We start from the raw sequence: 23072 nt of genomic DNA, 5'->3' as shown, positions 1-23072 counted from the left end.
GACCAACCCCAGGGTTTGTCAGAATAGGACTCTGCTCTGACCGTATAAATGCACAAAGCTATTATATATTTTGCCTTTCTTAAAGTCAACAGGGGATATCGGTGCAAAAAAATAAAGCCTTCCGATCGCTCGGAAAGCTCTATTTATAATTACTCACCTACTGAGATAATCTCTTTCTTGTTGTATGAACCACAATTCTTACATACTCTATGTGGAACCATTAATTCGCCACACTTGCTGCACTTTACTAATGCAGGAGCAGTCATCTTCCAGTTAGCTCTACGCTTATCTCTTCTGGCCTTTGAACTCTTATTCTTTGGACAAATTGACATTAATCACACCTCCTCAACCTTTCAAGATGTTTGCAAAAACTGATAATCTTGGATCCGGAACAAAATCATCACAATCACATGTTTCATGATTCAGATTTGCTCCACACACTTTGCACAGACCTTTGCAATCATCTTTGCATAATATCTGCATCGGGACTAAAGTCATTAGTTCCTTCTGTAAAAGCATGTCCATATTAATAATGTGATCTTCCAGATAATCTAATTCCTCGATCTCATCAACTTTATCTGTTTCAAAGATAGCCATATCGATCATCTCGTCTATGTCCACTTCAAAATCCTCTGTAATTTCATCCAGACAACGGTCACATAGCATCTTAAGTGTGACAACACAGCCGCCCTTAAGACTTGCTTTTCTCTTACCTTCATTTCTGGCGGTAAGATGAAAATCCTTTACATTATCGACTACATATACATTTCCGTTGAAAGAAAATTCCTTCAATTCAGATATAATATCGTAGTCTTTTACCTGTCCTTCTGTCGATAAAATCTCTGATAAATCAATTAACATAATATCTCCTAAAAATCGCACATTGGTTATTATACATATTTGAATACTCTTTGTCAACGATAAAATCACATATTTTTTGCCATATTTTCTTTTTCGTTACACTAAAGCAACAGTCTCTCTGGCAATCGCAAGCTCCTCATTTGTAGGAACTACAAATACCTTTACCTTGGAATCCGGTGTGGAGATCAGCTTTTCATCTCCCATAACCTTGTTTGCTTCCTGATCGATCGTGATACCCATGTATTCCATATCTGACATCGCAAGGTTTCTGACATATGGATTATTCTCACCGATACCGGCTGTAAATGCAATCGCATCTACTCCACCCATTGCTGCGGCATATGCACCGATATACTTCTTGACACCATATGCAAATACATCAAGTGCAAGACGACATCTGTCATTTCCTTCTTCCATACCCTTGCCGAGATCTCTGAAATCACTGAATCCACCGGAGAGACCATAAACACCGGACTTTTTATTTAAGATCGTATTGATCTCTTCGATATTCTTTCCTGTCTTGTTTGCAAGGAATTCGATAATGGCAGGATCGATATCACCGGATCTTGTTCCCATGATCACACCTGCAAGCGGTGTCAGACCCATGGTTGTATCTACTGATTTTCCACCCTTAACCGCTGTAATACTGGAACCATTGCCAAGATGACATACGATGATCTTTGTATCTTCGATATTTTTTCCAAGAAGCTCTGCTGTTCTCTTTGATACAAAGCTGTGGCTTGTGCCGTGGAAGCCATATCTTCTAATCTTATAGTCTGTATAATATTCATAAGGAATACCGTAGATATATGCTTTATCCGGCATTGTCTGATGAAACGCTGTATCAAATACACCGACATTCGGAACACCCGGCATCAGCTTCTGGCATGCACGAATCCCGATCAGGTTTGCCGGATTATGTAATGGCGCAAGATCGTTACATTCTTCAATCGCAGCAATTACTTCATCTGTAATCACAACAGACTTGGCAAATTTCTCACCACCATGTACGATTCTGTGGCCTACCGCATCGATCTCGGACAGATCAGTGATCGCACCTGTCTCTTTATCTGTTAATGCTTCTAATACATAACTGACTGCTGCATTATGATCCGGCATAGGAAGATCCTTTGTATATTTCTCTTTTCCTGTCGTTGTATGGGTAAGTCTTCCATCTACAGCGATACGTTCACATAAGCCCTTTGCAAGAAGTTCTTCTGTATCAGAATCGATCAACTGATACTTCAACGATGAACTGCCACAGTTAATAACTAAAACCTTCATATTAAATATCCTCACTTTATATATTTTGTTCTGACCGGCACAACGCCTGTCGTATATAACATAATTTATTTATACAGTTATCTGCTTGAATCTTTATGTGTCAGACAACACATTATATTCTACATTCATCTAATATGTGCTTCAAGTCTTTTTTCGTATTTTCAAGCGACCCGGAATTATCAATCTTATAGTCGCAGGCTTCCAGATAAAAAGCTTCCGACTCCTGTGAATCGATAACCGCCTGCGCTCGTTCTTTGGTAAAGCCACGATATTCGCAGAGTCTGGATATCCGGACATCCAAGTCTGCATAGACATAGCACATCTTATCACAGATACTCTTATATCCATCCTGAATCAGCAAAGCAGCTTCAATCACGAACAGCTTTTTTCCGGCATCCTTCTGTTCCTCAATCCGGCGCAGGATTTCTTCTTTCACTAACGGATGTGAGATACTGTTCAGCAAAGCCAGCTTATCTTTATCGTGGAATACGATATCTCCAAGCTTCTTTCTGTCAATCGAGCGGTTAACCGTTGATTGACCGTTGTCTGTCACTGCATTTCCTTCAGCAGGTACAGATATATCTATATCAGTATCCATCAAAACCTCCATACCAAATGCATCCACAATTCCCTGATAAACCGTTTTCCCGGGTTCCATCAACTCATGTGCCAGACGGTCTGCTTCTATTATATATGCATCATATTCTTCCTTTAATATCGTAAGAACTGCTGTCTTTCCGCAACCAATGCCTCCTGTTAGTCCAAGGATCAGCATCTCATCTTTATTTCGCATCATACCAGTTATCTCCTTCACTGATACCGATCTCAAGCGGTACTGCCATGTCGGCTGCACCCATCATTTCCTTTTCCATGATCTCTTTTACAATGTCAATCTCATCCTTTGCAGTCTCTACCAGAAGTTCATCATGGATCTGTAAGATCAGGCGGGATTTCAATCCTCGTCTTTTCAGTTCCATATTCACACGGAACATAGCAATCTTAATAATATCTGCCGCCGTTCCCTGAATCGGCGAATTCATTGCAACACGTTCACCAAAGCTTTTGGTCATGAAGTTTGAAGACCGAAGCTCCGGTACAGGACGGATACGACCGAACATCGTCCGCACAACACCATCTGCTTTTGCTTCTTCCACCTGACGGTCAAGGAATGACTTTATATTCTTATAGGTTGCAAAATATTTCTCAATATAATCAGCCGCTTCTTTTCTGGATATTCCAAGATCCTCCGACAAACCAAATGCACTGATCCCATAAACAATACCGAAGTTAACTGCCTTTGCATTTCTTCTCTGCAAGGATGTTACCTGATCGATCGGAACATCGAACACCTCAGAAGCTGTCGTTGCATGGATATCTACATGATTCAGAAAGGCATTCTGCATAACCTGATCTCCGGACAAATGAGCAAGTACACGAAGTTCAATCTGAGAATAATCAGCATCTACAAATACATATCCATCCTCCGGAATAAATGCCTTTCGAATCAGTCTGCCAAGTTCCAGTTTCATAGGAATATTCTGGAGGTTCGGATCAGTCGAACTGATACGGCCGGTCGCTGTGATCGTCTGGTTAAAGGTTCCGTGAATCCTGCCATCTTCTGATATATATGCCGTCAATCCCTGCGCATAAGTGGAATTCAGCTTTGTAAGCTGACGATATTCCAGTATCGCAGGTATGATTGGATGGTCATTCTTTATCTTTTCCAGCACATCAACGCTGGTGCTGTATCCGGTCTTGGTCTTCTTGCCACCGGAAAGTCCCATATCTTCAAATAAAATAACACCTAACTGTTTTGGCGAATTAATATTAAACTCTTTTCCTGCATAACCGATGATATCAGTATGCAGTTCGTCGATCCTGCTCTGCAGCTTTACGCTGTAATCATCCAAAGCTTTTCGGTCAACCCTGATTCCCCGGTGCTCCATATCATAAAGTGTATATACCGTTGGCATCTCGATCTCATTATAGAGGGTAAACATCTCCTGTTTTTCCAGATGTTCCATCAGAAGATCACCTACAAGATATGGGATCAACGCCTTATATGCAAATAATTTCTGAAAAGTTTCATTTGCAAAAGAAAACAGATTCAGTTCATCTTTTCCAACCAGTTCTTTTTCAGACGGCAGTGTTGCACCAAGATAATTCCTTGCGACCGCATCATAGGAATATACATCCTCCATCGGATTTAAGAGATATGCCGCTACACCGATATCATGCACCTTTGTATCACTCTCATCAAACGGAAAGACTGACAATGCTTCCTTTAAATCCAGAATATCGATCTGCATACCGTTCCTGGTGGCTGATACTATATTCTCTGTCAGTCTGTCATGCTCCATTCCATTCAGATTCGACAAAATATAGACCTCTTTATCAGATGTGGCAGCAGACAGCCCGAATAAGGTTCCATCCTTCCAGATTGGATATAAACCGATCTTATCTATATTTTTCATCTTATCGGCAAGAAAACCATCTATCTGCTCCGTTGTTTCAAGCAAGGTGATAACCGGATTGATCTCCGCCGTCTCTGTCACTGTGCCAAACTTTTTTAACAGACTGTTAAAGCCTAATCTTTTAAAAATCTTATATGAATCATCATTGAATAATGATTCGATCGTCATTTCATCCAGAGAAACATCCAGCTCGCAGTCCAGTTTGATCGTTGCAAGATCCTTTGACATAACTGCAAGATCCATGTTCTCGGTCAGATTCTTCTGAACACGCGGAGGCTTTACCGTATCCAGATGATCCAGAATATTCTCCATGCTTCCGTATTCAATCATCAGCTTTGCCGCTGTCTTTTCTCCGATTCCCGGAACTCCGGGAATATTATCAGAGGTATCGCCCATAAGCCCCTTCATATCTATAAACTGAACCGGTGTAACACCATATGCCTCAACAACATCCTTTGCATAATAATTTTCTATCGTTGTGCCGCTTGCTTTTGTTTTTGGGATCCGCACAAGGATCGTATCTGTTGCAAGCTGCAGAAGATCTCTGTCACCCGACACAATCACAGTTGCATAGCCATTTCGTTCTGCCATCCTTGATATCGTACCAATGATATCATCTGCCTCATAACCGCCTTTTTCCACAATCGTGACATGCATAGCTGTAAGCACTTCTTTCATAAGCGGAACTTGTTCACGAAGTTCCTCCGGCATCGGCTTTCTGGTTCCTTTATATGCGCTGTATTTCAGATGACGGAATGTCGGTTCATGCACATCAAATGCTACACACATATGATCCGGCTTTTCCTCGTCCATGATCTTAAATATAATATTAAGAAAACCAAGAACTGCATTTGTATGCAGTCCTTCATAGTTTGTGAGATCCGGCAGACCATAGAATGCACGGTTTAATATACTGTGTCCATCAATTAATAATATTTTCTTCATTTTCCAAATTGTCCTTCTCTGCCGTTTCTTCGGCGACTTCCAGATAGTTTTTGTGTGTCTGGTTATATCTCTTTATTTTATCCATAAACTGTACGTTTTTATCACTAGTTCCGGGAAGATCATCCTTTTTATATAAAATTTTCTCCAGATATTCGATCATATATTTATTGTCAAAAAACAGCTTTTCTCCAAAAGTATCACTATAATAATATTCTGTCTGCGATTTCTGTTTGGCATTCTGCTCATAATGATATACTTTTTCCAGAACTCCACTATATACCCATACAAGTCCGATCACAATTGCAGCCAGAACCAGAACGATTGTAGAGGTTGCAATTCGTTTAACGGCTGTCATACGTGTCATTTCTTCATCCAGCTTATCATCCAGTTCCTTTTTGAAGTTCGTGGAAAGATTTTCTTCATTGTCCAATTCTTTCATACCAACGATCAAGGTATAGTAGATTTCCAATTCTTCCGAACAGTTTTCACAATTTTTGACATGCTTAATAAACTCCTTCAATTCATCGTCCGGGAGTTTGTTCTCTATGAATGCCATGATCTTTGATTGTGCTTCCAAACATGTCATCTGACTGTCACCTTCTTCATCCTGTCCGTATATTTTTATCTTCTATCGAATATGATCCTGGGATTCATCGGTTGTCTTAACAATCTCCCGTATCACAATATGGAAAGGGTCGCCCTTTCCCGGAACAACCTCTACACGGTCACCGACTTTATGACCAAGCAATGCTTTCCCCATCGGAGATATATTGCTGATAATACCATTTAATACATCTTCGCGGACTGTCGTTACGATACGATAAGTATCTTCTTCATCATCTTCTTCAAAATAAACACGAACAGTATTATTCAAACCTACTTCATCATCCGCTGACTCATCTTTTATGATCTCAGCAGTTCTTACCATACGATCCAGATAACGGATTCTTTTTTCATTCGCATTCTTATCCTTCTTCGCTGCATAATACTCGAAATTCTCACTCAGGTCGCCCTGTGCTCTTGCTTCCTTTACAGCTTCCAGCTTTTCTTTTCGAACTACTACTTTTCTATATTCGATTTCTTCTTCCATCTTCTTGATGTCAGATTCTGTTAACTGATTAAACATAAAACCAACCACCCTGTTCACATTTTTGCTAACAGTATAGCACAAAACATTTTTGGATACAACAAAAGCAGATTTTACGTCCGAAAACATAAAATCTGCTCCTGTTATTATATAAAATAAAATATATTTACTTCAGATTAGTTGTTGATGAGCTTGTCTTCACCATTCCAGCTGTACAGCTTTCTGATGCTCTCGCCAACGATCTCTGATGGATGCTCAGCAGCTTTCTTTCTCATAGCCTTGAAGTGAACCTGACGTCCTGCAGGTGACATATCAAGTAAGAATTCCTTAGCAAATGTACCATCCTGAATATCAGAAAGAACTTTCTTCATAGCCTTCTTTGTATCTTCTGTAATGATCTTAGGACCTGTTACATAATCACCATACTCAGCAGTATTTGAGATAGAATATCTCATTCCCTTGAAGCCTGACTGGTAGATCAGATCTACGATCAGCTTCATCTCATGAATACACTCAAAGTATGCATTTCTTGGATCGTAACCGGCTTCGCAAAGTGTCTCGAAACCAGCCTGCATAAGTGCACATACACCACCGCAAAGAACTGCCTGCTCACCAAAGAGGTCTGTCTCTGTCTCTGTTCTGAATGTTGTCTCAAGAACGCCAGCACGAGCTCCGCCGATACCAAGTGCATAAGCTAATGCTCTGTCAAGAGCCTTTCCTGTGTAATCCTGCTCTACAGCTACAAGACAAGGTGTACCCTTTCCTGCCTGATACTCAGAACGTACTGTGTGACCAGGTGCCTTAGGAGCGATCATGGTTACATCAACATTCTTAGGTGGAACAATTGTTCCGAAGTGGATATTGAAACCATGAGCAAACATTAACATATTGCCTTCTTCAAGGTTTGGCTCGATATCGTTCTTGTACATATCAGCCTGTAACTCATCATTAATAAGAATCATGATAATGTCTGCTTTCTTAGCAGCTTCTGCAGCTGTATATACTTCAAATCCCTGTGCTTCAGCCTTTGCCCAAGACTTGCTTCCTTCATAAAGACCGATAATTACGTTACAGCCTGATTCCTTTAAGTTAAGTGCATGTGCATGTCCCTGTGAACCATAACCGATAATAGCGATTGTCTGTCCGTCCAGTAATGATAAATTACAGTCTTCCTGATAATAAATTTTTGCTTCTGCCATTATTTTGTCCTCCTGATATAAATGACTTCTTTATAATAATTAACTGCATAATTGCAATCAATCTATCAATAGTTAACTAAGGTGCACTTGATTAATCCTGACGCTGACCTCTCACCAGTCCTGTCAGACCGGTACGAACCAGTTCAATGATCTCAAATCCATCTAACAGTCCGAGAAATGCTTCACACTTCGAGGTTGCACCTGTTAGCTCAATGATCATGGAACCTTTTGAAACATCAACGATGTTTGCTCGGAATATATTTGCAATGGACATGATATCCTGACGGGTATCCTTATCACTTCTCACCTTTACGAGTACAAGCTCTCTGCATACTGATTTGCCCGGCTCCAGTTCAACGATCTCTACGACATCCTCGAGCTTATTCAACTGTTTCTTGATCTGGCTCAGACTTGCATTATCTCCGCTTACTGCTACAGTCATTCTGGAATATGCAGGATTCTCCGTAACACCTACCGTAACGCTGTCGATATTATAACCTCTGCGGCTGAATAAACCTGAAACTCTGCTCAGTACACCTGATGTGTTATCTACAAGAAGTGACAAAACTATATTATCCATCAATAAGTACCACCTTTCAAACCTATGAAACGGCTGTATAATCAATACAGCACAAATCCTTGTTTTATTATAGTTATCTTGTCAATTATTGTCAACGAAGAATTACTCAATATCAAGCAATCTTTTTACAACCTGAACACATTCTGCCGCATCCTCTGAATAACCATCTGCATGAATCTCTTCAGCAAAGCTCTCTGTGATAACAGCTCCGCCGATAACGACCTTAATATCCAGATTTTTTGCTTTTACCAGTTCCACGACATCCACCATTTTCATCATAGTTGTTGTCATCAGTGCCGAAAGTCCGATGACCTTGGCATCATTTTCTATGGCTGCATCAACAATCACATCCGCAGGTACATCTTTTCCAAGATCGATAACCGGGAATCCATAGTTTCGAAGCATCAGGACAACCAGATTCTTTCCGATATCATGGATATCTCCCTCTACGGTAGCAACCACGATCGCAGGCATTGACTTTCCATCATCCTCCCGTACGATAAGTGGTGTGATATGATTGATCGCAAGCTCCATCGTCTCTGCGCTGGCGATTAACTGTGGCAGAAAGTATTTTTTCTGTTCAAATAATTTTCCAACACGGTTAATTGCCGGAATCAGCTCATCATCAATAATCTTCTGCGGATCTATCCCCTGTTCCAGTTCTTTTTTGACATCTTCTGTAATATTTCTTTTATTTCCTTTTACAACATCTGTGTAGATAACACTTCTTTCTTTTTCATCCTCCTGACTGCCTCCATTCTGTACAGGTGCAGCCGTTGTGATCCCGAGAGGTTTTACATTCTGGATATACCGGATATCTCCTTCGTCTTTGTTAAGAAGCATATCCGATGCATATGCCATATTCATAAGCATGGTCTGTGACGGATTTGCAATTGCCATCGTAAGACCATTCTGGATCGCCATCGTAAGAAAAGCTGCATTTACAAACATACGCTCCGGCAATCCAAATGAGATATTCGAAAGTCCGCATATCGTAGCAAGCCCCATATCATGACAATAACGGATTGTTTTCAGACAGTTGACAGCAGCAGCTTTCTCTGCTCCGACTGTTGCAACCAGACCATCGACCACAACATCCTCTTTCTGAAAGCCCATCTTATAAGCAGCATCCAGAACTGTATGTATAATGCTTTCTTTTTCATCACTGTCCTTTGGAAGTCCCTCATCAGAAAGCGGAAGAAGAATGAACATCGCACCATATTTTCTGACCAACGGAAGGATCTCCTGCATTTTTACCTTTTCCAGAGATACAGAATTCACAAGTGCACGTCCCGGATAGATACGAAGTGCTGCTTCGATAACAGCAGGGTTACTGGAATCAATACATAACGGAAGATTCACTGCCTGTGACACCTCATATACAACCCTTACCATCATTTCTTTCTCATCAATACCATTCATGCCGACATTGATATCAAGAATTGATGCACCCTTTTCCATCTGTTCTTCTGCCATCGTCATAACAGTATCGAGAACTCCTTCCCGAAGCTCCGCCTGCAGTTTCTTCTTACCGGTTGGATTGATTCGTTCTCCAACTACCATAAAAGAACCATCTAAGTTGATCTGTCTTGTCATGCGTTCTGATGATAGCAAACGTTCTTTCTTGTCTGATATCTCAGGAATATCCATTGTCTTTGCCATATCGGAAAGTGCTTTGATATGGGCAGGAGTTGTTCCGCAGCAGCCGCCGACCATACCGGCTCCTGCTTCTATGATCATCTTCATATCTTCTGCAAAGGTTTCCGGTGTCATGGCATATACACTTTTACCATCCACAAGTTCAGGCATACCGGCATTCGGCTTCGCAAATACGGGGACAAATGCTACCTCTTTCATGGCAGCCACAAGCTCTGTCATCTTGTCCGGTCCTGTGGAACAGTTTACACCTATTGCATCCACGCCAAGATTCTGTAATACATTGACCGCGGTTACCGGATCCGTTCCATACAAGGTTCTTCCGTCCTCGTTAAATGTAAGGCTCGCCATGATAGGGAGATCACAGATCTCATTTGCAGCGATCACAGCAGCTCTGGTTTCGGCAAGGCTCATCATTGTTTCTACAACAAGAAGATCACAACCCGCCTCAACAAGAACTTTGATCTGTTCTTTATAGATATCAACCAGCTCTTCAAACTGAAGTTTTCCCATCGGATACAGCATCTCACCTGTCATGGTAAGATCACCTGCGACATAACCATGCCCGCACTCGGCAACGGCCTGCTTTGACAGAGCTACCAGATCCATATTCATCTGATAGAGATCAGTTTCCAATCCATATTCACGAAGTTTTAAACGATTACAGGTAAATGTCGGAGCATATAAGATATCTGTGCCTGCATTCAGATACGACGTCTGAAGTTCCAGCATAACTTTCTTATGCTCAAGGATGTATTTTTCCGGACATACACCAAGCGGCATGCCTGCATTCATCAGATTTGTTCCGGTTGCTCCATCTAAGATCAGTATTTTCTCATTGAACAGTTGTCTAAATTCGTGTTTATTCATTCGTTATCACACCTTCGTCGTCTATTTTGTTATCTCCGTCTGCCGCTGTCGTTGCAAGCATATCACATCGTTCATTCATCGGATGTCCTGCATGTCCCTTTACCCAGTGAAAGGTTACTGTATGCGGCTCTTTTGCTTTTAACAGCCGTTCCCACAGATCCCGGTTCTTTACCGGTTCATTCTTGCCACGTTTCCAGCCCTTCTTGATCCAACCCCATATCCAGCCTTCATTAAATGCCTTTACAAGATACTGGGAATCTGAATATAATTCCACATTACAGGGTTTTATCAATGCTTCTAAACCAACAATAGCTGCCATAAGCTCCATGCGGTTATTTGTAGTCTTATTATAGCCCTGTGAAAATTCCCGTTCATGGAGCGTTCCTTTTCCATCTATAAACTGGATAACCGTACCATATCCGCCCGGTCCGTCCGGATTTCCTCTCGCTGCACCATCTGTATATATCTTTACATCCATTCTTTTCGCACCTCATATCTATTCTAATTAATCCATATCCGCTTATAAATGACTGATTATCACTTTTCATCAAATGATCGGAATATTTTATTCTATGCCATCACTATAACTTTCGATCAATTCTGTAAGGAGTCTGCTCATTTTATCAGACATCTCCTTACTGCGATCCAGAATATCCTCATGCTTTAATTCAGCACCAAGTCCTGCCGCTTTATTTGAAATTGCCGAAAAACCGGATACCCGGATTCCCATATGGCAGGCCGCGATTGCCTCACATGCTGTACTCATACCAACCGCATCTGCGCCAAGCATATGAAACATCCGTATCTCGGCCGGCGTCTCATATTGAGGTCCTGATGCCTGAAGATAAGTACCTTCCACAGTATGAAGTCCCATTCTCTCAAATATTTTCCTGCTTATCTGTATTTTTTCTTCGTCATATATATGACTCATATCCGGAAATCTGACACCAAACTTGTCTATATTTCTTCCAATCAATGGAGATGGAACAAAGCTTGATATCTGATCCGAAATGATCATGATATCTCCCGGTACCAGTTCTTCACTGATTCCTCCTGCCGCATTGGTAAGGATCAGCCACCGTATTCCAAGAAGCCCCATCAGCCGGATTGGTTTCACGACATCCTGCATGGAATATCCCTCATAGTAATGAACTCTGCCCTGCATGACAACAATCGGCTTTCCGCAGGAATAACCAAATATAAACCGTCCCTTATGACCGGCAACTGTCGAAACAGGAAAGCCCGGAATCTCTTTATAATAAACATACACCGGATCATCTACGGTAAATGCATCACCCAGTCCGCTTCCAAGTACGATCCCTATCTCCGGCTTCATCTTTATTTTGTCAGTGATATAACGAACAGCCTCATCATACATAAATAACATCTCCTTATCCCAATGCCGCAGCTCACCTGTACCAAGTCTCTGAAATACATAATTCCGATTATCCACATATATCCATATGGTAAAAAAGCTGACACCCATCTGAATGTCAGCTTATTTTCATAAAACGGAGATAGAGAGATTTGAACTCTCGCGCCGGTTGCCCGACCTACCGCTTTTCGAGAGCGGACCCTTCAGCCACTTGGGTATATCTCCTTTTTCCTATGACTTTGCTATAATACCATTAATACACAAAATATACAACTATTTTTTGTTTGTAAAAAACGATTTCGCCTGTATTAAATGAGTTGTGCTCACAATATCAACCTGCTTTTTTCTGATAAGCTGAACATCTTAATAATAACAGATCACAGGCATACCTGCGTATATATTTTCATAAATAACCGCTGCTTTTTTATATGGAAGATTTACGCATCCATGTGAACCGCTGGAATAATAAATATCTCCTCCAAATTCACTACGCCAGGTTGCATCATGGAGTCCTATACCACGATTAAACGGCATCCAGAAATTTACCTTTGTCTCGTAATCTTCACCTCTTAGAACCGATGGTGATTCCTTATATGTAACCGAATATAATCCATCCGGTGTGCCATGACCGTTCTTCACGCATCCGGTAACGCAAGGGGAATCTGTGACCAGTTTTCCACTTACAATCAGATAAACATGCTGATTCGTCAGATCTACTTCTACATAAGAATATCCAATGTCATCCGATTTTGTATATGCTGCTCCTGTCTGAGAAAATTCAGGGATTCGTTCCTGCGATCTGCCACTTGCAAGAGTTTCCCGAAGTCCTTTTGTCTCAGCTTCTACATCGATCTTCCAGCCATATCGGCTTCCGGTTTCTTCTACATATCTTCCGGTATAGGTCTGAAAGGTTCTCGTTGTTCCGACAGTATCATATATCTCTGCAAGCTGCTCGACATATGCCTGGACCGATTTCTTCTTGAATTTCCATTTGCCTGCATCATAATACAACCAATCTCCAAATGTTGATGCATCAAGCGTCCATGATACACGATCAATGCTGTAGTTGATCTGAACCGCAAGATATGTTTCCAGTGCTTTTTTCCGGTCTGCGATCTCCTTACTGTCTGCCGTGATCTCTGCATTCTCATAACACGCTTCTTTATCAAGGTCTGTAGTAGCTTTCACTTGTTCAAGTGCCGTTTCTATCACTTTCTGAACCTTATCTGTATCCAGATAACTGCCTTCTGTCTCTGGTATGATAACCGCCTCGCTCTTTTCAACTGCTACATAGGCATCCTTTGGCTTTTCCATATTCTTTTCCTGCATACAGTCCTGATCTTTTAAGAACTGATACAGCTTTTCTTTATCATAGGTTACTTCATAACTGGTTTTATAATCTTTCCGATTATCATTCAAATACAGAAACCATAAAAATCCATTTTGTTTCTTCTTGATGCTTTTCTCATTGGAAACTGCCTGTATCGTCATATCGATATCTTCCGGACAGATCACAAATGATGCATGTTCCCTGCCATTTACAGTCAACGTATATTCCCTCATATATGTATCGATCGTATTTTTCACGGATCTCACTGTATGATAAGATACATTCTGTCCGTCAATATATGTATTCTTATTAAAATGAAAGCTGAACCAGATCGATAATATAAGATAACAAAGAAAAATAACTCCGCCCACAGAAATTGATATAATAGCAACGATCTTTTTTCCTTTTTTCCGTTTATTGATCTGTTCATAGACACTTTTATCGATATAGACATCTGCCGGCATGGCAGCAGCCGTTTCCGTGGCAGCAACCTCTGTCTGCTCTACTTCTTTGTTTTCCTCACTCATAATCTTCCCCTGTTATTCTCCTTCCAGATGGATCACGCATATCTCGGGTTTATTATTGACCCGAAACTTTAAAGTATGACCACCAAGTCCACCTGTTAAGATCATTTTTTTATTACGACATTCATACATACCCCGATAATATTTTGGAAACAACCGTACCATCGGTGATACCACACCTCCAAGAACAGGAAGTATGACCATGCCCCCGTGCACATGACCGGATAATACCAGATCTGCTCCCCATTCTGCATAAACCGGAAAATAATCCGGGTTATGTGCCAGTAGAATCGTATATGCATCCTGATGCCTTGTTGGAAGAAGCTTCACCAGATAGTCCGTCTCCATCTTCTGAAGCCGGAATCTTCTGTAATAAGCTGCATCTATGTCAAGCCCCACGATCTGAATGTTGTCAGATGCCAGAGTAGCTTTCTCATTTATGAGCCAATGAGCGTAATCCTTTGTCTGTTCATACAGGCATTCCCAGATATCTCCATACTGCTCTGTATATAAACCGGTTCGCATCTCATGATTTCCCTTTGAAATATAAACAGGAAATTCGCTTCCAAGCTTTTGCAGAAGGTCTATCGCAACACCTGGACTGACATCTTTCTTTCCGACTATAACATCTCCTGCGATCAAAACTGCATCAGGAGCAATCTTTTTTATCTCTTTGATGAGCTTCTCATTTTTATCTCCGTATTCTGCATTATGAAGATCTGCGATCATCGCAAATGTAGCAGACTTTTTTATCCTTTTATCCGTGATTGTATAATGAGATACCGAAAGCATATGATTCTCCCGTCTGCTTTCGATCAGAACTGCGCACAGACAGATAATCGCAAATATACAGACGATACTGATAATATCGAATAACATTTTCTCTTCCTCTAGGAACGAAAGGCAAGATATAATACTTTTTTAAAGCTGTAGCCAAACGTCATTTTCTTTATATTTTCTGCTGCAACGACCTCGACTGAACCAAGGATACGACCATTGATTGAATATTCTATATGACCGACAACATTTCCTTTTTTTATCGGTGCTGTAAGCGGTTCACCCTGAACCAGTATCTTCTTTACATCATCTGCCTTTTCCCCGCGAAGCAGAACGGATGAGAAGTCCGATGCACTGTCAATCGTCAGTTCGTCACTGATACCATTTTCTATAGAAACGCTGCGGGTGTCAAGTACATTTTCATCTTTATACAGATTACAATTTGCATATCCATAATCTAATAGCTTGCAGGCCTCTTTATTTCTGATATCCTTTGTTTCAGCTCCCATGATGACTGCGATCAATGTAATGCCGTTTCTGTTCGCCGTCGCCGACATACAGTATTTAGCTGTCGCCGTATATCCGGTTTTAAGCCCGGTTGCCCCGGTATACATATTTAGGAATTTATTTGTATTAGCAAGGTCAAATCTTGACTCTCCCCTTGCGGTTTTATGTACGATTGAATCCATCCAGATACCGGAATAATTCAGGATCTCAGGATGTTCGTCAATCAACTGTCTGGACATGATCGCAATGTCTTTTGCCGATGTCTCATGTCCATCTGCATCCAGTCCACATGCATTGACGAAATGTGTATGCTCCATTCCAAGTTCCTTTGCCCGGTCATTCATTCTCTGAACAAAGGCTTCCTCGCTTCCTGCCGTGAATTCTGCCATAGCAACTGCCGCATCGTTCCCTGATGCAATAATGATACATTTTATCATATCTTCAACCGTCTGCTGTTCCCCGGTCTCAAAGAAGCATTGTGAACCACCCATAGAAGCTGCATGTTCACTCACAGTTACAATATCAGACATCTGATAATCACCTGCCTTCATTGCCTCAAAAATCAGAAGCAGCGTCATTACCTTTGTGACGGATGCAGGTTTCCTTGCTTCGTCTGCATTTTTCTCATATAATACCGTTCCTGTCGTTGCTTCCATAAGGATACATGATTGTGATTCCAATTGAAGTCCGGACTGATCTGTCGCTATTTCATCTGTTGCTGTTCCATCTGTTACAGCAACACTATATATTACCGATTGGCCGATATGTCCGACTACAAGTGCTATTCCAAGAACCGTACCTGCAAATGCTCTGCCTATCCTCTTTCCCATTTTTACCCGTTTCAATAACATCCCTCTAATTTGTTCATTTATACAATTTATGCTTAAAAAAATGAATAAAGAATGTTTGTGTTGATATTTTTCTTTCATAATTAATTATATTCTGCTATAATACTACAGAATTATGCGCAATATGCGGTAATTTAAGAAAGAATGACACTTTCGTCATTTATTAACTGGACAAATTATAACAGGAGGAAAAATCAATGAGTATGAAATTGGTCAAACGAGTACCAACCGGTGAAGAGATCAAAGAGTTATATCCTCTCTCACAGGAACTCAAAGACATTAAAGCAAAACGAGATGAAGAGATCAGAAAAATTTTTACCGGAGAAGACAAGCGATTTATATTTATAATTGGTCCATGTTCCGCTGATAACGAAGATGCTGTATGCGACTATCAGAACAGACTGGCAAAGGTTGCAGAACAGGTCAAAGATAAAATTCTTGTAATTCCACGTATATATACGAACAAACCAAGAACAACGGGTGATGGATACAAAGGGATGTTGCATCAGCCGGATCCGAATAAGGCTTCTGATATGTTAGAAGGTTTATATGCAATCCGTAAAATGCATATCCGCGCGATCAAAGAAACCGGACTCACAGCAGCAGACGAAATGCTCTATTCCGAGAACTGGCAATATGTTGACGACATCTTATCCTATGTAGCGATCGGTGCACGTTCCGTTGAGGATCAGCAGCACAGATTAACGGCAAGTGGAATGGACATTCCGGTTGGCATGAAGAACCCAACCAGTGGGGATTATACTGTTATGATGAATTCTTGTCTTGCTGGACAGCATCCGCATACTTTCTTATATTCCGGATGGGAAGCCCACACAGACGGAAACCCACTGACCCATTGTATATTAAGAGGTGCATTAAACAAACATGGTCGTTCCATCTCAAACTACCACTACGAAGATCTTCGTCTTTTATATGAATCATACCAGAAGTTCAATTTAGTAAATCATTCATGTATCGTTGATGCAAATCATAACAATTCAGGCAAAAAATTTGATGAGCAGCCACGAATCGTAAAAGAAGTTATCCACAGCCGCAATTACGATCCTGATATCAAAGAACTTGTAAAAGGTGTTATGGTTGAAAGTTATATCGAAGACGGTAATCAGCCGGTTGGTGGAGGATGCTATGGCAAATCCATCACAGACCCTTGTCTCGGATGGGATAAGACAGAACGTCTCTTAAAGGAAGTTGCTGATCTGTTATAAAAATCTGATACCGTGTAATGCAATGATATCAAACATCTTTTAAGTTGAGATGTAATGCAACAATATCCAAGCTTCTTTTATAAATAAAGATGTAACACATCGTTTATAGCTATAAAGGCAAAAAGAAACCTGCCAGTTAATATCTGACAGGTTTCTTCTTTTTTACTCTTTGATGATGCGTGACAGGAAATTTCTTCCCAACGACACATCACCAGCAATATTTAATTTTCCTGTAGCATATGCATAAATCGGATCCATTACTCCATTTATCACCCGTTCCAGACTGGATATTGTAACGATAAACTGAACATTTCGTTGTTTATATTCCCCCGAAATGACCTCAAGTGTACCATCTTTCAAATGAATATAAAAATGTCCACTGTCACGTCCAATAACATCAAACTGGAAATAGGTATCATCCTGTAATCCATCTATGTTCCTATGTACTGATAATTCATGAAAATAATCGAGGCATTCCCTATATGTCATACAAATCAGCCTGCTTTATAAGAATTCGAAATCGTCATCCTCATCGCCATCACCGATCAGAACCTGATTGCGTTTAACGCCTTCTTCGATTTCTCCTACGATTACTTCGTCTTCTTCATCCTCTGTTACAGCACTCTTCCCTGCAAATGCCTGTGGCTTGCTTTCCTCTTTTGGCTCTTCCTTTGGCTTCATCTTCAGCTTCTGAGGTTCTGCTGTTGTCTGAGACTTCATCTTCAGCTTTGTAATCGGATCAGCTTCTAACGTATCTTCATTGATTGATGAAGCTGTCGTGCTGGCTGTTGCTGTTACAGTACCGCCATTTGCCTTAAGCTCTTCCATCTCCGCTTTTAACTTTGCAAGTTCTGCCTTTGCATTGGAAAGGACTTCATTTGCACGTTTCTTTGCATCGTTAATGATTTTGTTTGCTTCACTGTTTGCCGCATTCTGTTCCTTTTTGGAACCCGGAGCAGCCTGCTCTAACTGTTTCTCTAATTCATAGATCTTTACACTATTATCTCTGAGAGAATTCTGAGCCAGTTCATTTTCTGCTACAGCGGCATCATATTTTGCCTGTAATGAAGCAAACTCATCCGATACTTCTCTCATAAATGAATTTACTTCATCTTTATTATAACCAAAAAGCCCCTTTTTAAAGGTCTTTTCTTCAATGCTTTCCTTTGTTAACATTATAGCGCTTCTCCTTTACGTGTTTATTTAACATAACCTAAACTCAATTATATTAATTCTTTGTATGTTTTTCAAGAAATAATCGTATGTTTTTGAAAAAAATTTACAATTTTTCATGCAAGATATTCAATTTGGATCCATTCCCATGTATTTTTTTACATTTCACGGCTATCAAACAGGATCGTAAACGGTCCATCATTGGACAGATCCACTCTCATATCCGCACCAAAAATACCGCTTTCTGTAACTGCGATTTTTTCCCTGCAAGCAGACAGGACATATTCATATAACGCATTTGCTTTTTCAGGGTTGCCTGCCTTTGTAAAAGATGGGCGGTTTCCTTTCTTACAGTCTGCACATAAGGTAAACTGTGATACGATCAGAAGCTCACCGTTTACATCTGTAAGAGAAAGATTTGTCTTGCCATTTTCATCCGCAAATATACGAAGTCCCAGCAGTTTACGGATTAATTTGTCTGCAACTTCTTCTGTATCTTCTTCGAATACACCTACAAATACCAACAGACCTTTTCCGATCTTTCCTACCTTTTTATCATCTACTGTTACACTTGCATGATTCACTCTCTGAATCAAAAATCTCATAATTTTTATCCCCTTTAGCGCTCCGACATGCTGATTGCTTCTACTGCAACGCTTCCTCCACGGACAACCTCGATCCGATTTGGAAAACTCTGCTTGAATAACTTGATCGCATCATTGTTCTGATTTTCTGTCTGTAAACATTCCACCAGAATATTCTTTCTGTCATAGTCCGTGATCTTGAAGTTAAATGCATTTGCAATACGGAATACTTCATCCTTATCATCGGTATTACATTCTTTTACCTTGATGAATAAGATCTCTTTATTATGAATCGGAATATCCGTATAATCAACCACCTTGATTACTTCCACGCTGCGGTTCAACTGCTTCTTTACCTGTTCAAAAGTACGGTCATCACTGGTAAAACTGATCGTCATTCTGGATACCGTCGTATCCTCTGTTTCTCCTACAGTCAGACTGTTCAGGTTATAGGATTTACCGGAAAACAGACCGGAGATTCTTGCAAGTACACCTATTTCATTTTCAACATATAAACATATCCATCTTTTCTTTTCACTCATCTGTCTATCCTCCTTAACAATCCATGATCATATCATTTAATGACTTGCCACCCGGAACCATAGGGAATACATTTGCAGTTGGATCAATATAGAACTCTATAACTGTAGGTCCCTTTGTATTTGCCTTTGCCTGCTCAAATGCTGCTTTGATCTCTTCTTCCTTTGTAACACGGATTCCAAGCGCCTCATAGCTTTCCGCCAGTTTTACAAAATCCGGTGTATATTTCGGACAGCATTTGTCAGGATTCTGGCAGTCATGATTACAGCTCTTTCTGTATCTCAGACAGGTACTGCTGTAACGCTTGTTGAAGAACAGCTCCTGCCACTGACGTACATTTCCAAGATAACCATTGTTTAAGATACAGATCGTGATCGGAAGCTCCTGTGCAACCGCAGTCGCCATCTCCTGAATATTCATCTGTATACCACCATCACCGGAAATGCAAATAACATTCTTATCCGGGTTACCGATCTTTGCCCCGATGGCAGCAGGAAGTCCATATCCCATCGTACCAAGACCGCCGGAGGTTAAGAGCTGGTTTTCTCCTCCAAGAGCGATATACTGGGTTGTCCACAGCTGATTCTGGCCAACGTCCGTTGTAATAATGAGATCGTCATACATCTCATTAATGGTCTTAATGATCTTCTCAGGTGTAACACCTTTATAAGAATTCATGTTGATCGGATACTGTTTCTTCACTTCCATGATCTCAGCTACCCAATCGGATATATCTAATTTCTTTGCATATTTTAACATCTTCGTGATCGCAAGCTTTGCATCTGCTACGATTGGGATGTCTACCTCGATATTTCTGGAGATTGATGCTGCATCGATATCGATATGTATGATCTTTGCATTCTTTGCAAATGTGTCAATCGTACCGGTGATACGGTCGTTAAATCTGGTTCCGATCGAGAATAAGACATCACATTCCATGATTGCTTTATTGGATGCGAGATTACCATGCATTCCGATATTACCAACATATAAAGGATGGTCCGTCGGAATTGCTCCCTTACCCATGATCGTAGTAACAACAGGGATTCCTGTTAATTCACATAATTCCTGCATTTCTTTTCTTGCATGTGCGATATTCACACCGCCACCGATCAGAAATACCGGTTTCTTTGCATGATTTAATTCTGCCAGAGCCTTCTTAAGCTGACCAGAATGTACACCCTCTGATGGCTTATATCCTCTGATATTTACTTCATCCGGATATTCATCCGAACCCATTGCAAGCTGGATATCTTTTGGTATATCAACCAGTACAGGACCCGGCTTACCGGTTCTTGCGATATAGAATGCATTCTTGATAATTCTTGCCAGATCTTCTCTCTTTCTGACTGTTACTGCATATTTGCAGATGTTTCTGGTGATACCTACGATATCGACCTCCTGAAAGGCGTCGTTACCGATCAGATTCATCGGTACCTGTCCGGTAAAACATACCAGAGGAACACTGTCATAATTTGCTGTTGCAATTCCTGTAACCAGATTCGTTGCACCAGGCCCGCTTGTAACCAGACATACACCAACCTTTCCGGTTGATCTTGCATATCCATCTGCTGCATGAACAAGTGCCTGCTCATGTCTTGGAAGAATCATATCGATTCCCTCTGCATCGTATAATGCGTCAAATAAGTCGATCGCTGTTCCACCCGGATAGGCAAACAGTGTATCAACGTGTTCTTCCTGTAATGCCTTTACAAACATCTGTGCTCCATTAATCTCCATAACCTATATCCTCCTTTAATTGTCATCCATATAAATTTCCAAAAAGAGCGTTTCCCATCCACTAAAAAAGCCCTAAGCCGTATATCAGCTTAGGGCGAATAATCATATCCGTGGTACCACCTAAATTCAGGTTCTTCCTGCTCTCATCCAATACTTACAAATCTTATCTGCGTTATATTGTATTCCTGTAACGGGGAAATCCGTTGAATCCTACTCAGCACTTCTTACGAAGTCATGCTTTTCAGTCCACTGCTCGAAGGCTACTTCCATACATCCTAGCTGAAGATTCTCACCACCATCTTCTCTCTGGGAGCCGGTCCTGTATGTACTCCTCCTTGTCATTGCATTTGACATATAAACTGTTGTTACTTTAGCATAAATGAGAAAAAAAGTCAATGCGTTTTCTGGGAAAAATCACCAAAATACCTGCATCAAACATACAGGACAATCCCCTTTTCTAAACGTTCGATCTCAAAGGCTGCATCCCGGTTGGCATCATATGTAATAAAGATCACCTTTGCAAACCGATGAATAATTCCACGCTCCAAAATATAATCCAGAACACGGTACTCACTCTTATCCGCTACCGTTTCCAGAACCTCCTGAAGCATAACATCATATTCCGTAAGTTCAAATACCCCACGGTGAACAACACGATTTTCTTTTGTATCCATATGATAGATCGTATGACCTGTTGACAGACGGATCAGCTCATGACTGACAGATGCAAGTGCTTCGATCAGCTTCTGATTCGTCTTCCTGTCTTCCTTAGGAGCATAATCAAAAAATATCATGACGGAATTATCATTTGGTGTATCCAGTTCTTTTACCATGGTCTTTCCCAGCTTAGCTGACATTTTCCAATGAATATTTTTGATACTGTCACCTTTCATATATTCCTTGATCTGAAGGATCTCTGAAATATCATTTCCTTTTACATGCTTGTAATTCACATCATTCTCGCTCACAAGACTGCCTTCTACATCATACAGATCCATGGAACGCTCTTTCGGATATTGATAAAACATACAATCCTTATGTGAACGGATCTCCGCTTTCGTCAAACCGAAATAGTCATAAATATAGATTTTATATATTTCAACATTAATCTGTCCGCAGTACTTACTCTCTATCGGAAACTGGTATTTCTCTCTGCTTTTTCTTGCCGCCGAACATTCAATATAAGTAGGGAATTCTGTTCCAAATACAACATTTTCACAGTTAAACTCTATCCTGATCTTTGGAACCGGAAAAAAAGATGAATTCTCTATTTCAAGAAGTAAGGCAGGATTTTCCTTTAACTCATTGATAATATCAAACTTCACTGCAATCTTCCCCGCATTATACCGATTGATAAAAAACATCGGAAGCCAGATAATCCCAAACATTCCAAACAGCCATAAGGTCTGCAGTTTGTTTGTCCAGATAAATAAAAGCAACAAGATAACGATAAAAATAATATATGCAATTTTTTTCTTCATATCGTTTTCTC

22 protein-coding genes, 1 tRNA gene and 1 other annotated feature are annotated in these 23072 nt (G+C 40.6%); of the genes, 1 reads left to right on the top strand and 22 read right to left on the bottom strand.

All coding sequences use genetic code 11. The features are described from left to right. Positions 1 to 149: 149 nt before the first annotated feature. The 16 genes from rpmF to WKT03_RS03145 form a co-directional block, all read right to left on the bottom strand. The gene (rpmF, locus tag WKT03_RS03220) at positions 150 to 332 is read right to left on the bottom strand and encodes a 50S ribosomal protein L32 (RefSeq protein ID WP_008400890.1); all 183 of its coding nucleotides are present in this window, start codon (positions 330 to 332) and stop codon (positions 150 to 152) included. A gap of 13 nt (positions 333 to 345) precedes the next feature. Continuing rightward, entirely contained in the window at positions 346 to 861 is a 516-nt protein-coding gene (locus WKT03_RS03215) for a DUF177 domain-containing protein (RefSeq protein ID WP_118674576.1), read from the bottom strand. Between the two features lie 96 nt (positions 862 to 957). Beyond that, on the bottom strand, positions 958 to 2145 hold the full coding sequence (locus WKT03_RS03210; RefSeq protein ID WP_117807541.1) for an acetate/propionate family kinase: 1188 nt from the start codon (positions 2143 to 2145) through the stop codon (positions 958 to 960). Between the two features lie 112 nt (positions 2146 to 2257). Further along, positions 2258 to 2941: a dephospho-CoA kinase gene (coaE, locus tag WKT03_RS03205; protein WP_340390905.1), complete on the bottom strand. Its 684-nt coding sequence runs from the start codon at positions 2939 to 2941 to the stop codon at positions 2258 to 2260. Next, positions 2928 to 5564 carry a DNA polymerase I gene (gene polA, locus WKT03_RS03200; protein ID WP_340390904.1) on the bottom strand — a complete coding sequence of 879 codons (2637 nt, stop codon included), beginning with the start codon at positions 5562 to 5564 and terminating at the stop codon, positions 2928 to 2930. The genes coaE and polA overlap by 14 nt, the downstream gene beginning before the upstream one ends. Further along, the gene (locus tag WKT03_RS03195) at positions 5542 to 6150 is read right to left on the bottom strand and encodes an anti-sigma factor family protein (protein ID WP_340390903.1); all 609 of its coding nucleotides are present in this window, start codon (positions 6148 to 6150) and stop codon (positions 5542 to 5544) included. Before WKT03_RS03195 ends, polA begins: the two co-directional genes overlap by 23 nt. Before the next feature lie 42 nt (positions 6151 to 6192). Next, entirely contained in the window at positions 6193 to 6690 is a 498-nt protein-coding gene (greA, locus tag WKT03_RS03190) for a transcription elongation factor GreA (RefSeq protein WP_117807758.1), read from the bottom strand. A 137-nt stretch (positions 6691 to 6827) separates the two neighbouring features. Further along, positions 6828 to 7850: a ketol-acid reductoisomerase gene (gene ilvC / locus WKT03_RS03185; protein WP_008400897.1), complete on the bottom strand. Its 1023-nt coding sequence runs from the start codon at positions 7848 to 7850 to the stop codon at positions 6828 to 6830. Between the two features lie 91 nt (positions 7851 to 7941). Further along, positions 7942 to 8430, bottom strand: coding sequence for an acetolactate synthase small subunit (gene ilvN / locus WKT03_RS03180; protein ID WP_008400899.1), 489 nt, complete (start codon positions 8428 to 8430; stop codon positions 7942 to 7944). Between the two features lie 102 nt (positions 8431 to 8532). Then, the gene (locus WKT03_RS03175) at positions 8533 to 10956 is read right to left on the bottom strand and encodes a homocysteine S-methyltransferase family protein (protein ID WP_021943912.1); all 2424 of its coding nucleotides are present in this window, start codon (positions 10954 to 10956) and stop codon (positions 8533 to 8535) included. Beyond that, positions 10949 to 11434 carry a ribonuclease HI gene (rnhA, locus tag WKT03_RS03170; protein ID WP_008400901.1) on the bottom strand — a complete coding sequence of 162 codons (486 nt, stop codon included), beginning with the start codon at positions 11432 to 11434 and terminating at the stop codon, positions 10949 to 10951. The genes WKT03_RS03175 and rnhA overlap by 8 nt, the downstream gene beginning before the upstream one ends. An 87-nt stretch (positions 11435 to 11521) precedes the next feature. Beyond that, a complete protein-coding gene (locus WKT03_RS03165; RefSeq protein WP_445293042.1) occupies positions 11522 to 12343 on the bottom strand; it encodes a purine-nucleoside phosphorylase in 822 nt (273 codons plus the stop codon). A gap of 125 nt (positions 12344 to 12468) precedes the next feature. Further along, positions 12469 to 12556, bottom strand: a tRNA-Ser gene (locus WKT03_RS03160). Between the two features lie 138 nt (positions 12557 to 12694). After that, positions 12695 to 14188, bottom strand: coding sequence for a L,D-transpeptidase family protein (locus WKT03_RS03155; RefSeq protein ID WP_021943915.1), 1494 nt, complete (start codon positions 14186 to 14188; stop codon positions 12695 to 12697). A 12-nt stretch (positions 14189 to 14200) separates the two neighbouring features. After that, positions 14201 to 15064 carry a metallophosphoesterase gene (locus WKT03_RS03150; RefSeq protein WP_021943916.1) on the bottom strand — a complete coding sequence of 288 codons (864 nt, stop codon included), beginning with the start codon at positions 15062 to 15064 and terminating at the stop codon, positions 14201 to 14203. A gap of 11 nt (positions 15065 to 15075) precedes the next feature. Continuing rightward, positions 15076 to 16314, bottom strand: coding sequence for a D-alanyl-D-alanine carboxypeptidase family protein (locus WKT03_RS03145; RefSeq protein ID WP_340390902.1), 1239 nt, complete (start codon positions 16312 to 16314; stop codon positions 15076 to 15078). A gap of 200 nt (positions 16315 to 16514) precedes the next feature. Between WKT03_RS03145 and WKT03_RS03140 the strand changes: the two genes are divergently transcribed. After that, positions 16515 to 17543: a 3-deoxy-7-phosphoheptulonate synthase gene (locus tag WKT03_RS03140; protein WP_021943918.1), complete on the top strand. Its 1029-nt coding sequence runs from the start codon at positions 16515 to 16517 to the stop codon at positions 17541 to 17543. Between the two features lie 162 nt (positions 17544 to 17705). On the opposite strand, the gene WKT03_RS03135 is transcribed toward WKT03_RS03140, so the two are convergent. The 6 genes from WKT03_RS03135 to WKT03_RS03110 form a co-directional block, all read right to left on the bottom strand. Then, a complete protein-coding gene (locus WKT03_RS03135) occupies positions 17706 to 18032 on the bottom strand; it encodes an SCP2 sterol-binding domain-containing protein (protein WP_021943919.1) in 327 nt (108 codons plus the stop codon). A gap of 15 nt (positions 18033 to 18047) precedes the next feature. Continuing rightward, the gene (locus WKT03_RS03130; protein WP_118674584.1) at positions 18048 to 18719 is read right to left on the bottom strand and encodes a DivIVA domain-containing protein; all 672 of its coding nucleotides are present in this window, start codon (positions 18717 to 18719) and stop codon (positions 18048 to 18050) included. 155 nt (positions 18720 to 18874) lie between these two features. Beyond that, positions 18875 to 19321: a D-aminoacyl-tRNA deacylase gene (gene dtd, locus WKT03_RS03125; RefSeq protein ID WP_118674586.1), complete on the bottom strand. Its 447-nt coding sequence runs from the start codon at positions 19319 to 19321 to the stop codon at positions 18875 to 18877. 14 nt (positions 19322 to 19335) lie between these two features. After that, on the bottom strand, positions 19336 to 19842 hold the full coding sequence (gene ilvN, locus WKT03_RS03120) for an acetolactate synthase small subunit (protein WP_021943922.1): 507 nt from the start codon (positions 19840 to 19842) through the stop codon (positions 19336 to 19338). A gap of 13 nt (positions 19843 to 19855) precedes the next feature. After that, positions 19856 to 21580 (bottom strand): biosynthetic-type acetolactate synthase large subunit, encoded by a 1725-nt coding sequence (gene ilvB / locus WKT03_RS03115; protein ID WP_118674588.1) that lies wholly within the window; start codon positions 21578 to 21580, stop codon positions 19856 to 19858. Between the two features lie 87 nt (positions 21581 to 21667). Beyond that, positions 21668 to 21931 (bottom strand) — a binding site (T-box leader). A gap of 80 nt (positions 21932 to 22011) precedes the next feature. Then, the gene (locus WKT03_RS03110) at positions 22012 to 23061 is read right to left on the bottom strand and encodes a DUF58 domain-containing protein (protein WP_340390901.1); all 1050 of its coding nucleotides are present in this window, start codon (positions 23059 to 23061) and stop codon (positions 22012 to 22014) included. Positions 23062 to 23072: the final 11 nt, after the last annotated feature.

The sequence above is a fragment of the Coprococcus sp. HCN-4056 genome, from assembly GCF_037892645.1.
Classification (GTDB): Bacteria; Bacillota; Clostridia; order Lachnospirales; family Lachnospiraceae; genus Coprococcus; species Coprococcus ammoniilyticus.
This window is presented reverse-complemented; position numbering and strand designations above follow the sequence as displayed.

Bases quoted from the DNA above. Each gene is read 5' to 3' on its own strand.
- rpmF (WP_008400890.1), bottom strand. From the start codon at position 332: ATGTCAATTTGTCCAAAGAATAAGAGTTCAAAGGCCAGAAGAGATAAG.
- WKT03_RS03215 (WP_118674576.1), bottom strand. From the start codon at position 861: ATGTTAATTGATTTATCAGAGATTTTATCGACAGAAGGACAGGTAAAA.
- WKT03_RS03210 (WP_117807541.1), bottom strand. From the start codon at position 2,145: ATGAAGGTTTTAGTTATTAACTGTGGCAGTTCATCGTTGAAGTATCAG.
- coaE (WP_340390905.1), bottom strand. From the start codon at position 2,941: ATGATGCGAAATAAAGATGAGATGCTGATCCTTGGACTAACAGGAGGC.
- polA (WP_340390904.1), bottom strand. From the start codon at position 5,564: ATGAAGAAAATATTATTAATTGATGGACACAGTATATTAAACCGTGCA.
- WKT03_RS03195 (WP_340390903.1), bottom strand. From the start codon at position 6,150: ATGACATGTTTGGAAGCACAATCAAAGATCATGGCATTCATAGAGAAC.
- greA (WP_117807758.1), bottom strand. From the start codon at position 6,690: ATGTTTAATCAGTTAACAGAATCTGACATCAAGAAGATGGAAGAAGAA.
- ilvC (WP_008400897.1), bottom strand. From the start codon at position 7,850: ATGGCAGAAGCAAAAATTTATTATCAGGAAGACTGTAATTTATCATTA.
- ilvN (WP_008400899.1), bottom strand. From the start codon at position 8,430: ATGGATAATATAGTTTTGTCACTTCTTGTAGATAACACATCAGGTGTA.
- WKT03_RS03175 (WP_021943912.1), bottom strand. From the start codon at position 10,956: ATGAATAAACACGAATTTAGACAACTGTTCAATGAGAAAATACTGATC.
- rnhA (WP_008400901.1), bottom strand. From the start codon at position 11,434: ATGGATGTAAAGATATATACAGATGGTGCAGCGAGAGGAAATCCGGAC.
- WKT03_RS03165 (WP_445293042.1), bottom strand. From the start codon at position 12,343: ATGTTATTTATGTATGATGAGGCTGTTCGTTATATCACTGACAAAATA.
- WKT03_RS03155 (WP_021943915.1), bottom strand. From the start codon at position 14,188: ATGAGTGAGGAAAACAAAGAAGTAGAGCAGACAGAGGTTGCTGCCACG.
- WKT03_RS03150 (WP_021943916.1), bottom strand. From the start codon at position 15,064: ATGTTATTCGATATTATCAGTATCGTCTGTATATTTGCGATTATCTGT.
- WKT03_RS03140 (WP_021943918.1), top strand. From the start codon at position 16,515: ATGAGTATGAAATTGGTCAAACGAGTACCAACCGGTGAAGAGATCAAA.
- WKT03_RS03135 (WP_021943919.1), bottom strand. From the start codon at position 18,032: ATGACATATAGGGAATGCCTCGATTATTTTCATGAATTATCAGTACAT.
- WKT03_RS03130 (WP_118674584.1), bottom strand. From the start codon at position 18,719: ATGTTAACAAAGGAAAGCATTGAAGAAAAGACCTTTAAAAAGGGGCTT.
- dtd (WP_118674586.1), bottom strand. From the start codon at position 19,321: ATGAGATTTTTGATTCAGAGAGTGAATCATGCAAGTGTAACAGTAGAT.
- ilvN (WP_021943922.1), bottom strand. From the start codon at position 19,842: ATGAGTGAAAAGAAAAGATGGATATGTTTATATGTTGAAAATGAAATA.
- ilvB (WP_118674588.1), bottom strand. From the start codon at position 21,580: ATGGAGATTAATGGAGCACAGATGTTTGTAAAGGCATTACAGGAAGAA.
- WKT03_RS03110 (WP_340390901.1), bottom strand. From the start codon at position 23,061: ATGAAGAAAAAAATTGCATATATTATTTTTATCGTTATCTTGTTGCTT.